This window comes from Flavobacterium franklandianum, from assembly GCF_007097365.1.
GTDB classification, from domain to species: Bacteria; Bacteroidota; Bacteroidia; order Flavobacteriales; family Flavobacteriaceae; genus Flavobacterium; species Flavobacterium franklandianum.
Window position 1 is genome coordinate 40,096 of the sequence record NZ_VJZR01000013.1, and the last position, 14,439, is coordinate 54,534.

Annotated in this window: 8 protein-coding genes; all 8 read left to right on the plus strand. The window is 35.8% G+C overall.

Translation table 11 applies throughout. The features are described from left to right. Positions 1 to 180: 180 nt before the first annotated feature. Positions 181 to 2,289: an ATP-dependent DNA helicase RecG gene (gene recG / locus FNW17_RS13085; protein WP_144071862.1), complete on the plus strand. Its 2,109-nt coding sequence runs from the start codon at positions 181 to 183 to the stop codon at positions 2,287 to 2,289. A 79-nt stretch (positions 2,290 to 2,368) separates the two neighbouring features. Then, positions 2,369 to 3,460 (plus strand): fatty acid desaturase family protein, encoded by a 1,092-nt coding sequence (locus FNW17_RS13090; RefSeq protein WP_185964858.1) that lies wholly within the window; start codon positions 2,369 to 2,371, stop codon positions 3,458 to 3,460. A gap of 5 nt (positions 3,461 to 3,465) precedes the next feature. Next, complete coding sequence (locus FNW17_RS13095; RefSeq protein WP_143391950.1) at positions 3,466 to 4,851, plus strand: membrane dipeptidase; 1,386 nt, start codon at positions 3,466 to 3,468, stop codon at positions 4,849 to 4,851. Between the two features lie 343 nt (positions 4,852 to 5,194). Next, a complete protein-coding gene (locus tag FNW17_RS13100) occupies positions 5,195 to 6,253 on the plus strand; it encodes an efflux RND transporter periplasmic adaptor subunit (protein ID WP_144071863.1) in 1,059 nt (352 codons plus the stop codon). A gap of 61 nt (positions 6,254 to 6,314) precedes the next feature. Further along, positions 6,315 to 9,410 (plus strand): efflux RND transporter permease subunit, encoded by a 3,096-nt coding sequence (locus FNW17_RS13105; RefSeq protein ID WP_144071864.1) that lies wholly within the window; start codon positions 6,315 to 6,317, stop codon positions 9,408 to 9,410. Between the two features lie 69 nt (positions 9,411 to 9,479). After that, positions 9,480 to 10,790 (plus strand): TolC family protein, encoded by a 1,311-nt coding sequence (locus FNW17_RS13110; RefSeq protein ID WP_144071865.1) that lies wholly within the window; start codon positions 9,480 to 9,482, stop codon positions 10,788 to 10,790. A 27-nt stretch (positions 10,791 to 10,817) separates the two neighbouring features. Further along, entirely contained in the window at positions 10,818 to 11,681 is an 864-nt protein-coding gene (locus FNW17_RS13115) for a bestrophin family protein (protein ID WP_144071866.1), read from the plus strand. A gap of 136 nt (positions 11,682 to 11,817) precedes the next feature. Beyond that, complete coding sequence (gene pheT / locus FNW17_RS13120; protein ID WP_144071867.1) at positions 11,818 to 14,238, plus strand: phenylalanine--tRNA ligase subunit beta; 2,421 nt, start codon at positions 11,818 to 11,820, stop codon at positions 14,236 to 14,238. Positions 14,239 to 14,439: the final 201 nt, after the last annotated feature.

A 14,439-nucleotide genomic window follows, 5' to 3' on the forward strand; every position in this document is an offset into this window, starting at 1 on the left:
TTGCCGTCGGTTTTAACCGACGGAATATATTAACAATTCATCTATTGGCTTTAGCCAAAATAAACCAATTTATTTTGCTAAAGCCAAACCCAACAAAATTCATAATCCGTTGGTTAAAACCAACGTCAATTCAATAAAATCTCATTTCCTATTTTCCAAACAAAAAACTATCTTCGCAGTATGCAGCAAAACCTCCTAGAAACCCCAATCGAATACCTCAAAGGCGTCGGTCCCAACCGCGGCACTTTGCTGCGCAAGGAATTGGGAATTCACAAATACAGTCATTTACTCAATTTTTTTCCCAATCGCTATATTGACCGAACACGTTATTACAAGATTAACGAATTGCAAAACAATATTGCAGAGGTGCAAATAATCGGTAAAATCATCAACGTAAAAACTGTTGAATTTGGCAAAAACCAAAAACGATTGGTGGCCACATTCGTGGATGACACAGGGCAAATGGAACTCGTTTGGTTTCAAGGCCATAAATGGATTCGCGAGAGTTTGAAATTGAATGAAATGTGTGTGATTTTCGGGAAATGCACTTCTTTCGGGAATGTTTTCAATATGGCGCATCCCGAAATAGAATTGATGACAGAACATGAACAAAGTCTTCGATCTGCAATGCAACCGGTTTATCCATCAACCGAAACCTTGGCCAATCGTGGGATTTCGAATCGGGTAATCAATAAAATGATGCAGCAATTGTTCTTGGAAACCCAAGCAAAATTCACAGAAACCTTACCTGATTATCTGACAGCCGAATTGAAACTGATTCCGAAAAATGCGGCTTTATTCTACATTCATTTTCCCAAAAGTGCCGAAGCTTTGGCGAAAGCCCAATACCGATTGAAATTTGAGGAATTGTTTTATATCCAATTGCAATTAATCACCAAAAACCTCATTCGGAAACATAAAATAAAAGGACATCCGTTTACGAAAGTGGGCGCATATTTCAATGATTTCTACCAAAATCACCTGCCTTTTGAACTGACCAATGCGCAAAAAAGAGTCATCAAGGAAATCCGAATAGATATGGGAAGCAACGCCCAAATGAATCGATTGTTACAAGGCGACGTAGGTTCTGGGAAAACAATCGTGGCCTTGATGAGTATGCTGATTGCTTTGGACAACGGCTTTCAAGCTTGTTTGATGGCGCCTACAGAAATTTTGGCGAACCAACATTTCAATGGCTTGACAGAATTAGCCAAAGAACTAAATATCAACATAAAACTACTTACTGGTTCAACTAAAATTGTAACTCGACGAATCATTCACGAAGAACTCGAAAACGGTAGTTTACACATTCTGATTGGTACGCACGCATTATTAGAAGATAAGGTGAAATTTCAAAATTTAGGTTTGGCAGTGATTGACGAGCAGCATCGTTTTGGGGTGGAACAACGTTCGAAATTGTGGAAAAAAAACGAAATTCCGCCACACGTTTTGGTGATGACCGCCACACCTATTCCGCGAACCTTGGCGATGAGTTTGTATGGCGATTTGGATATTTCGGTTATTGACGAATTGCCTCCGGGGCGAAAACCCATCCAAACCGTACATCGATTTGACAGCAATCGCTTGAAAGTTTGGAAATTTATTCGGGATGAAATAGCCCTTGGTAGACAAATTTATATCGTTTACCCATTGATTGAAGAGTCGAAATCGATGGATTTCAAGGATTTGATGGACGGTTACGAAAGCATTTCCCGCGATTTTCCGTTGCCACAATATGCCATTTCCATCCTTCACGGCAAAATGAAACCAGCCGATAAAGAGGCCGAAATGAAACGCTTTCACGATGGAAAAACCAATATTATGGTCGCCACGACCGTGATTGAAGTGGGTGTGAATATTCCAAATGCCAGCGTAATGATCATTGAAAGTGCGGAACGTTTTGGATTGTCGCAACTCCACCAACTTCGAGGTCGTGTAGGTCGTGGAGCCGAACAAAGTTATTGCATCCTGATGACGAGCCACAAATTGAGTGCCGACAGCAAAACCCGAATGGAAACCATGGTCGGCACGAATGACGGTTTTGAAATTGCCGAAGTCGATCTCAAGCTTCGTGGTCCAGGCGATTTGATGGGAACCCAACAAAGTGGAGTTCTCAATCTTCAAATTGCTGATATTGTTCGAGATCGAGATATTTTGATATTAGCACGAAATTATGCCCTAAAAATATTGAAAGACGATGCACCGATGCAAAATACTGAAAATGCTATATTAAGGGCTACTTATATTGAGTTGACTAAGAAGAAAAACATCTGGAATTATATTAGTTAATATTTTCAAATCACTTAAAATCATTTTGTTATAGTATTTTTTGTATTTTTACTAGTACTAACTTTAAATGTTTGTACAGATGTTTAAAAAACCAACTTTTATAAAATCTACGGAAGAGGATCAAAATTTTATTCTGCTAAAAGAGAAAGTTAAGGAGCGCTTGAGTTTAGAAGAGAAAAATTATGAAAACCAGATTAAAGCCTTTGTGTTGCCTTTTATTTATTTTCTTTTTTGGTGTTTGGCGATACAATACAAATTAACACCAGCACTGTATTTTCTATTTTTTGGTTTCATGGGAATTATGACCACTTTAATTTTTGTTAATCTTATTCATGAAGCCTGCCACAACACTTTATTCGAAAAGAAATGGAAAAATAAAGTTATGATGTACTTTTTTGATTGTATGGGAGCCAATAGTTTTATTTGGATGAACAGACACATCAGCATGCATCATAATTATCCAAATACTATAGGATGGGATAGTGATATTGAACAAGGAAACCCTCTCAAACTCTTTCCAAGTGAAACTTTTTCGCCCATTCAAAAATACCAACATTATTGGATTTTTTTGCTTTACCCATTATTCTTGCTAAATTGGTTATTAGTAAGAGATTTTAGAGATTTTTACTCCTCCAAACGATACATTCGAAAATTTGTAAAAATCCCTTTAACTGAACATTTTAAATTGTGGTTTTTCAAATTGTTGTTTTTTAGTTACGCAATTATAATCCCTGTTCTTGTTTTTAATATTGAACTAAGTCAAGCTATAGTTGGTTTTTTGGTGCAAATGATTTGCGGAAGTTTATTGGGAATGGTCATTTTACTTACCCCACACGTCAATGTTGGCAACGAATTTCCTATTACTAATGAAGATTTCAAACTTCAAACCTCTTGGATAAGGCATCAATTTAACACGACTAACGATCTTAATGGTGAAAATTTTATTTCAAAACACTTGATGAATAATTTTAATTACCATTTGGCACATCATTTATTTCCCAATATAAATTCAGCCTATTTGCCGAAAGTCACTGAAATAATCAAAGAATTTGCACTGGAACATCAGTTCCCATATAAAAGCTATTCTTTAATAAAGGCGTTTAGACTTCATCATCAATTGATTAAAAAAAACGCAATACAAACACCTTTTATTTTTGAAGAAACAATGTAGTCAATATGGAAAAACAATTCAAATTTGCAGATTTTCATTGTCATCCCTCATTAAAAACTTATGGACATTCTTTTGAAGATACCCCTTATGGCAGGAGAAGAAGAAATATTTGGTTTCAACAAAAGAATAGTTATTTCCGAAAACTAGTCTGTCGAAAACTTAGTATTGCAAAATTTTCGCAAGCCGATTTTTCGTCATTAAAAGAGGGAAATGTAAAATTAGTTACTGCTTCGCTATACCCTTTTGAGAAAGGTTTTTTTATCAATCTTCTCGGAAAAGGAAGTCTTTCTGCATTCTTGGCGAATGCTATAATTGGAATTAGTTATTACCGAATTAGAAACATACAGCAACATCTAAATTATTTTGAAGATCTTGAAAAAGAGTACAATTTCTTGTTGGAAGCAATCAAAGAGAACAATGAAATCGAATTGTATTTTCCCCAAAAAAAGGATGATTTTAAATTATTAGAAAACGATAATAAAACGGCAATTGTATTTTCTATTGAAGGAGCGCACGTCTTTAATTCGGGATTAGAAAAATACGGAAGAAAAACAAATGAAAAGGAAGTTATTGACAATATTTACAAAGTTAAAAATTGGGAAATTGCACCTATGACCATAACTTTTGCTCATAATTTCATTAATGATTTTTGTGGTCATGCAAAAAGTTTAGATCCTCTAGGTAAATTGGTCAATCAAAATGAAATGTTAAACCATGGTTTTACCAACTTAGGCTTTAAAGCTTTAAACGCATTATTGGACAATAAAAATGGCAAAGTAATTTATCCCGATTTAAAACACATGAGCCTGTCCTCTCGAAAAGAATATTATCAATATTTAGATGAATACTTTAAGGAAGAAAAAATTCCTGTTTTAATTAGTCACGGAGCTGTAACTGGAACTTCTTGGACAACTATTGAAACCTTGGATTCTGAATCACTATTTAGCGAATCGGACATTAATTTTTATGATGAAGAGCTCGTGAAAATTTCAAAAAGCAATGGTCTTTTTGCTATTCAAATGGACAGCAGAAGATTAGCAAAGAAAAATATTATAAAAAAACTACATTCTAAAAAAAACATTGCATTCGCATCTGCCGAAATCATTTGGAATCATATCAAGCATATAGCAATAGTACTCGATGATAATGATTTAAATTCTTGGAATATAGCATGTATTGGGAGTGATTTTGACGGATCGATTGAACCATTACCTGGAATTTATAGTGCTACAGATTTTCCTCAACTAGCCAGAAATTTAATGGATTTATCAGCACTTTTTTTATCAAATTATAATTTCAAAAATGATTTTAACAAAGATATTACCCCTGAAACAATAGTGGAACAATTTTGTTATGAAAATTTGTATTGTTTTTATCACAATAGAATTTAACCTAATGATTTAAAACTCTGAAAATGCAGATTTGAGAGCTACTTATATTGAGTTGACTAAGAAGAAAAACATCTGGAATTGTAGTAGTTAATGAATGTTGTAGTACCCTGAACAATGGGATTTACTTCATAAAAACGCAGATAAAACGGATTTTCTTTAAATTTAAATTAAACCATTTTATTATTTTTCAGTCTTACCAAATCGTACTTTTTATAGTATTAAAATTCATTGTTAATCAGTTGTTAAATAATTGACAAAACTCCCATTATTCCAAATTCTAAACCCTAAATTTGTCTTCTTTACATTGATAAGTATAGTTTAATCTCACCTTTTTTACATTTATATGAAAATAAAACATATTGTTTACACCCTCCTAATTATTGGTTTCGGGGGATTTATAGCTTATAGAATTACTTCAAACAATAACAAAAATGGCGAATCCAAAGGAAAAGACGGAAAAAATAAATCAATAACCGTTAACGGAATTGTTGTAAAAGCCGAAACATTCGACAATAATCTTTCTCTATCCGGGTCAATTGAAGCCAATGAACAAGTAGAAATTCGCTCTGAAGTTTCTGGAATTGTTGAAAGTATTAATTTTCAAGAAGGAAGCAATATAAGTAAAGGACAGCTCCTTTTTAAAGTAAATGATATCGAATTAAGAGCACAATTGGCTCAAGCCAAAACCAAACAAGGATTGGCATCCGAAAACGAAAGAAGAGCGAAACTATTATTGGCAAAAGAAGCCATCAGTCAAGAAGAGTATGATGTGGCCAGAGCCAACTTCAAATTGGCACAATCCCAAGTAAAATTAATTGATGCACAAATTGCAAAAACTTCAGTTAGAGCACCCTTTTCGGGAAAGATTGGATTGCGCTCCATTTCGCCCGGAACCTACATCACTCCTAGCCTTTTGGTAGCCAAATTAGTTAACATCAGCAAATTAAAAATCACTTTTTCTATTCCTGAAAAATATGCCAATCAGGTAAAATCCAATTCCAATTTAAGTTTCACGGTATCTGGATCAACCGAAAAATATCAGGCCAAAGTGTATGCCATAGAACCCGAAGTGGCCGTTGCCACCAGAACTTTACAAGTGCGTGCCCTTGCCGAAAATAAAGATGGAAAATTATTGCCCGGAACTTTTGCCAATGTTCAATTGCCTTTGGATATCATTAAAGATGCCATAGTTATTCCAACTGAAGCTATTGTTCCAGTACAAGACGGGAAAAAAGTTTTTATTTCGAATATGGGAAAAGCCAAAGAAGTTATGGTCGAAACTACTACCAGAACTGATGCTTCCATCTTGGTGCTTTCTGGTCTAAAAGTGGGAGATACAGTTTTAACCAGCGGCGTTATGTCGTTAAAAGAAGACAGTCCCGTAAAAGTGAAAGTCAAATAATTTAGAATTTAGATTCCAATTCTTAAATCGTATATCCAATATCATAAATCGCATATCCTAAATGAGTTTATCAACAACAAGCATAAGAAGACCCGTATTTACCATTGTCATCAATTTATTAATTGTGTTATTTGGAATTATAGGCTACACCTTTCTTGGTGTCAGGGAATTTCCATCAATTGATCCCGCGCAAGTTTCCATTCGTACCAATTACACGGGAGCCAATTCTGATATTATTGAGTCCCAAATTACGGAACCGCTGGAAAAAGCCATCAATTCGATCGATGGAATTCGGAATGTAACTTCTTCAAGTACTCAGGGAAGTAGCAACATAACCATCGAATTCAACCTGAATAAAAACTTGGAAGAAGCGGCAAATGATGTACGCGACAAGGTTTCCCAAGCCATCCGAAGTTTACCCCAAGATATTGATGCGCCGCCAGTAGTTTCAAAGGCTGATGCCAATGGAGATGCCATTATTTCGATGACAGTCCAAAGCGATTCCAGAAACCCATTGGAATTGAGCGATTATGCCGAAAATGTGATTTCACAACGACTGGAAACCATTCCCGGCGTAAGTGGCGTGCAAATTTGGGGGCAAAAAAGATATGCAATGCGTTTGTGGATTGACCCTGTAAAATTAGCTTCATACGGCTGTACCGTTGCAGAAGTCAGGAATGCTTTAAACAAACAAAATGTAGAGTTACCTTCAGGTAAAATTACTGGAGCCAATACGGAACTTACCGTAAAAACAGTTGGAAACCTCTCTACTCCTGAAGAATTCAACAACATAATCATACGTACTGATGGAGAAAAAATAGTCCGTTTTAGCGATATTGGTTCCGCCATTTTAGGGCCTGAAAATCTGGAAACTAAAATGACGCAGTCTGGAATGCCATTGGTAGGTGTTGCCATTGTACCACTTCCTGGAGCCAATTATTTGGATATTGCAAATGAATTTTATAAAGAATTTGAAAAATTAAAAAGGGATTTACCCAAAGATATTAATATAAATATTGCATTAGACACCACCTATTTTGTTAAAAAATCAGTTATTGAAGTTGCCGAAACACTAGGGATTTCAATCCTTCTGGTAATTTTGATAATCTTCTTGTTTTTTAGGGATTGGGCCATAGCTTTTAGACCATTAATTGACATTCCTGTTTCGTTGATTGCCACCTTCTTTATTATGTGGCTGTTCGGCTTTTCTATAAACGTATTGACATTACTCGCCATTGTTCTGGCGACTGGTCTGGTAGTCGACGATGGAATTGTGGTTACCGAAAATATTTTTAAGAAAGTCGAAGAAGGAATGACGCCTATTGAAGCCGCCATCAAAGGCTCAAACGAAATATTTTTTGCCGTAATATCCATTTCCATAACCTTGGCAGCGGTATTTCTTCCGGTGATATTCCTCGATGGATTTGTTGGTAGATTGTTTAGGGAATTTGGCGTCGTCATTGGGGCAGCGGTATTAATTTCGGCATTTGTTTCGCTTACGCTTACGCCAATGTTGAATGCTTATTTGATGAAAAGTGGCGAACAGAAAAAATCAAAATTCTACATCCAAACAGAACCATATTTTGTAAAATTAAACAAAGGTTACGCCAGTTCATTGGAACGTTTTATGAAGAAAAAATGGTTGAGCTTCCCTATACTAATTGTATGTTTTGGCTTGATTTATGTCTTTTTTAATCTATTGCAAAAAGAAACTGCACCTTATGACGACAGAAGTGCTTTAACATTAAGAATGAATACTGCCGAAGGCTCGACTTACGAATACACGGAGCGATTTATGCAGGAAATTTCAAAATTGGTCGATGATTCTATTCCAGAGAAGAAAGTGGCGTTGGTGATTACGGCTCCCGGATTTTCGGCTTCTTCGGTAAACAATGGATTCATCAGAATTGCTTTAAAAGAACCAGAAGAAAGAAAACTTTCCCAAAAAGAGATAGCCGAAAAACTAACCAAATTGACAAACCAATATTCAGAAGCCAAAATATCGGTGATGGAGCAACCAACGATTGCAGTAAACAGACGTGGCGGTTTACCCATTCAGTATATTATTCAAGCTCCAAACTTTGAAAAATTGCGAGAAAAAATTCCACTCTTTATGGATGAAGCATCGAAAAATGAAACTTTTTCGACAACTGATGTCAACCTGAAATTCAACAAGCCGGAAATAAATGTAACCATCGATCGCGAAAAAGCGGAGAGCTTGGGAATCTCCGTAATTGACATTGCCCAAACCCTTCAGCTTTCCTTGAGCGGGCAGCGCTTTGGTTATTTTATGAGAAACGGAAAACAATACCAAGTCATTGGACAATTCGAACAAAAAGACCGTTCAAAACCAATGGATTTAACGGCGATGTTTGTCAAAAACAACAAAGGCGAATTAATCCAAATGGATAATGTGGTGACCATTGAAGAAAAAAGCAATCCGCCACAATTGTATCACAACAACCGCTATATGTCGGCAACCGTCTCGGCTGGTCTTGCTCCGGGCAAAAGTATCAACGACGGAATTGACGCAATGAACGAAATAAAAGCCAAAGTCTTAGACGATACTTTTACTACTGATTTGGGTGGAGAATCTAGAGATTTTGTAGAAAGTAGTTCGAATACTTCCTTTGCTTTTGGATTGGCTTTGCTATTGATATTTTTGATTTTGGCGGCACAATTCGAAAGTTTTATCGATCCATTTATCATCATTTTGACAGTGCCAATGGCGGTTGCAGGAGCTTTGTTTTCCCTGTGGTTGTTTGACCAAACTTGGAATATTTTTAGCCAAATTGGAACCGTAATGCTTATTGGTTTGGTAACCAAAAACGGTATTTTGATTGTGGAATTTGCCAATCAATTGCGAGAGCAAGGAAAACCAAAATTAGAAGCCATTCTGGAAGCCTCAGAAGCACGACTTCGACCAATATTAATGACAAGTTTGGCGATTTCGTTGGGTGCATTACCCATTGCAATGTCACTTGGAGCAGCTTCAACCAGCAGAATGGGGATGGGAGTTGTCATCGTTGGAGGAACAATTTTCTCTTTAGTTTTAACCCTTTTTGTAATTCCTGCCTTGTATCTTTTATGGTCGAAAGCTAGAAAACATTATCCCGAATTTGATCATATCAAGGAATATGAAAAAGATATAGATTAATTTATTAGCCAAGATTCACGAATTTGATTTTCTATAATTCGTGAAAGTTTGACAAAAGAAAAACAAAATATGAATACTAAAATTCTATTCCGCAGTGTACTACTTTTCTTCTTTTGCATTGTAAAAATGAATGCTCAAGAAGTTTTGACTATCGAAAATGCCTTAAAAATAGCCTTGGAAAATAATTTTGAAATAAAATTGGCTTCTAATAACTTGGCAATCAACAAAACCAATGTAACTGTCGGTAATGCCGGAATGTTACCCAAATTAACGGCCACCTTGGTCGATGCTAACAGCATTCAAAACAGTTCTCAAACCAGACAGGACGGAACGATTACGGCCTTGGATAATGCAAAAAACAACAGTTTGAACTATGGTGTTGGACTGAATTGGACGGTTTTTGATGGTTTCAAAATGTTTGCAAAATTAGATCAATTAAAAGAATTGCAAAAATTTGGTGAAGCCCAATTAAAACATACCATAATTCTTAAAATAAGTACTGTGAATGCGGTATATTTTGATTTGGTTCAACAACAACAGCAATTGGCCGCATTGGATACCACTATTGTGATTTCGACCCAACGTTTGACATTGGCACAAAATCGGTTTAACATTGGTAAAGCTTCCAAACTGGAAGTCTTGAATGCCCAAGTAGATTTAAATACCGACAAAGTAACGCTGTTGCGACAAAAAGAATCCTACGCCAACCGAAAAATTGCCCTAAACCAAATTCTAGCAAGAGACCCCAAAGTCGATTTTAAGGTAGTCGATGAAGTTACGGTTGATGATAAATTAGTATTGGCAGAACTGATGGCTTTGGCAGAAAAGCAAAACCCACAATTGGAATCCGAAATCATCAATAAGAGAGTTTCCGAATTGCAATTAAAACAAATTAAAGGCGAACGTTATCCCACTTTAAATTTGACTTCAGGTTATAATTTTTTCGAAAGCCAATCTAGTTTGGGTTTTACCTCAGAATCTTCGGCTCGCGGACTGAATTATGGGTTTAGAGCTTCTTTGAATGTTTTTGATGGTTTCGCCCAAAATCGTAATGAGAAAATTGCCAAAATTCAAATAGAAAATTCTAAAATTGCTATCGAACAACAAAGCCTTTTACTGAATTCTGAATTATCCACTGCTTTTCAAACCTATTTAACCAATTTGGAACTAATAGATTTAGAACAAATTAATGAAACCATAGCCAAACAAAATCTTAGAATCACGGTGGACAAATTCCGAATTGGAACCATTACTACATTAGAATTTAGAACAGCACAATTGAATTATATCAATGCCAAAGTGCGTTATAGCAATGCCCAATTTCAGGCAAAATTATCTGAAATTGCCTTAAAAGAATTAGCTGGTAATATGAGTTTTTAGTTTATTTTTGTCCAAAAAAAATAGCCTATGACCTCTTATAACCCAAAAGAATGGTTTAGTTTTATATTTCAGGTTAGCAAAGCTGATACAATTCGAAAGTTATTTCCAATGATGATTTTTATTGGAATATATTCTGGAGCAATTGGTTATTTAGAAATCGTTTATTGGGATTTACCCAAAGACAGCTACGTCAAAAATATCTCTGTAATGCACAGTATGTTGGGATTCGTGATTTCATTATTATTGGCCTACCGAACCAATACAGCTTATGATCGCTGGTGGGAAGGACGAAGACTATGGGGAGGATTGGTCAACAGCAGCCGGAATTTAGCCATTAAATTATCCGTTATTTTAAAAGACGAAAGTGATCGTACCTATTTTAGGAAGATAATTCCAGGTTATGCCTCCATCTTGCAGAAACATTTGACTGATAGCGATACAGCTAAACAATTGTTTGACGATGTAGATTTGGAAATCGACCACCACAAACACAGGCCGAACCAAGTGGCCAAAATGCTCTTTCACAAAGTGAATGATTTGTATGTTTCCAAAAAAATTACCGGCGACCAACTTATCATTATCAATGCCGAATTACAATCCTTTACTGATATTTGTGGTGCTTGCGAACGAATCAAAAACACACCTATTCCCTACTCTTACAGTGCTTTTATTAAAAAATTTATTTTTATTTATGTACTGACTTTACCTTTTGCCTATGTGTTTATTTTGGGCTATTTCGTGATCCCAGTAGTTGTTTTTATCTTCTATGTATTGGCTAGTTTAGAATTAATTGCCGAGGAAATCGAAGACCCATTTGGTACAGATGACAACGATTTGCCAACCAAAAAAATCGCAGAAAACATCAAAAAACACATTGAGGAATTGATTTAATTTTTCTTGTCGCAATTATGCTTGAAATTGAACAAATTCTTATTTTGAATAAGCAAATTCTATTCAAAAAACCAAATAAATTGTTTTCTACTCCAAACTGCAATCCTTATATTTGCATTCTCATTAAAATTCTCAAATGAAAATATCTTACAACTGGTTAAAACAATTCATCAAAATAGATTGGAAGTCCGAAGAAATTGCCGCTTTATTGACTGATTTAGGTCTTGAAGTAGAAATGGTCGATAAATATGAATCGGTTAAAGGCGGTTTAGAAGGCATTGTTGTTGGCCATGTTCTTACTTGTGTTCAACATCCTGATGCTGATAGATTGAAAGTTACGACAGTGGACTTAGGCGATGGCGTTCCTGTCCAAATTGTTTGTGGCGCTCCCAATGTTGCTGTGGGGCAAAAAGTGCCCGTTGCCACTATTGGAACCACATTATACGACAAAGAAGGCGTTTCTTTTCAAATCAAAAAAGGAAAAATTCGCGGACAAGAAAGTCACGGAATGATTTGTGCCGAAGACGAATTAGGACTTGGAGAAGGTCACGATGGAATTATGATTCTGGACGAAGCATTAAAACCTGGAACATCGGCTGCTAGTGTTTTCAAGATTGAAAGTGACGAAGTTTTCGAAATTGGACTCACACCTAATCGTGCAGACGCAATGAGTCACTTGGGAACAGCACGTGATTTAAGAGCTGGATTATCCCAAACTGGTGTTAATGTCAAATTCATTACACCGTCGGTGAGTAATTTTAGAGTCGACAAAAGAATCCTGAAAATTGATGTCAGCGTCGAAAAACCATTGTTGGCTCCAAGATACTGCGGAGTTACTATTTCTGGAATAACTATAAAACCATCACCAGCTTGGTTGCAAAACCGTTTAAAAGCCATTGGAATCAATCCAAAAAACAATATTGTCGATGTTACCAATTACGTTTTACACGAATTAGGTCAACCGCTTCACGCTTTTGACGCTTCAAAAATCAATGGAAAAATAATTGTAAAAACGCTGGCTTCGGGAACAAAATTTACAACGCTTGATGATGTAGAAAGAAGTTTGCACGAAGAAGATTTAATGATTTGTGACGAAAGCGGTCCTTTGTGTATCGCTGGAGTTTTTGGCGGAAAAAGTTCGGGCGTTTCTGAAACTACCACTGCCATCTTCCTCGAAAGTGCCTATTTTAATCCAATAAGCATTCGGAAAAGTGCCAAAAGACATCAATTAAATACAGATGCTTCCTTTAGATTTGAAAGAGGAATTGATCCAACTATTACGGAATACGCTTTGAAACGCGCGGCTTTGTTGATTCAGGAAGTGGCTGGTGGCGAAATCACCTCCGATATTGTCGATGTGTATCCAAAGAAAATTGAAGACTTTCCTGTGGTTTTGAATTTCAATAATGTGAAGAAAATTATTGGTCAGGAATTGCCAAAGGAAATCATTAAAAATATTTTGGCTTCCTTAGAAATCAAAATTAACAGTGTTTCTGATGCAGGATTAGGATTGGTTATTCCGGCCTATCGCGTCGATGTACAAAGAGAAATTGATGTTATCGAAGAAATCCTCAGAGTGTATGGATACAACAACATCAAATTTTCAGAAAAACTGAATGCCACGGTTTCTATTGCGCCAAGAACCGAAGATTATAAAGTGCAAAATGTAATAGCCAATCAATTGAATTCACAAGGGTTCAATGAAATGATGGCCAATTCATTGACAACCGCTTCTTACGTTCAATTGTCGGAAATGTTGAAAGAAGAACACAATGTAACCATTTTGAATCCATTAAGCAGTGATTTGGCAGCAATGCGTCAATCCTTGTTATTCTCGGGGCTCGAAGCTTTATCGTATAATATCAACCGTAGAAATTCGGATTTGAAATTCTTTGAATTCGGAAAATCCTATCATAAATTCGAATCCGGTTACGAAGAACACAAACATTTGACGATGTTCATCACCGGAAATAGAAATCAAGAAAGTTGGACGAATACACAAAAACCAACCGATTTTTTCTTATTCAAAGGCTATGTGAATGCCGTTTTGGAACGATTGGGAATTAAAAAAACACAAAATCTACCAATGACTTCGGATGTTTTTTCAGAAGGAATTGCTATCGGATTCGGAAATGATGTTTTGGTAGAATATGGTGTGGTAAAAAAATCAATCCTGAAACATTTTGATATCAAACAAGAAGTTTTATTTGCCGATTTCAATTGGGCTTTGATTTTGAAACTACTTTCGAATAAAATTAAGTACACCGAAATTCCTAAATATCCCGAAGTTCGCAGAGATTTGTCTTTGTTATTAGATGAAAACGTTTCTTTCGACACTATTTACAATCTGGCCAGACAAACGGAAAAATCATTGTTGAAAGACATCAATTTATTTGATGTGTACCAAGGCAAAAATCTTCCGGAAGGCAAGAAATCGTACGCGGTAAGTTTCACCATTCAAGACAATACAAAAACCCTGACCGATGTTCAAATTGACAAAATTATGAACAAATTACAAAAGAATTTCGAAACCGAATTGGGTGCTAGTTTGAGGTAACTTTTATGTAAACATATAAGGCAAATAAAGTCATTTAAGTCCGACTATTAAATCTCTATAAAATGTAAATTGCCAATCCTGATTATAGGGTTGGCATTTTTATTTAAAAATATATCTTCTCTTTTTTTCTACTAAATTATGAATTGGATTCCTAATGTGGATATAATAATCAACCCTAGAGATAAACTAAAGAAGTATTGA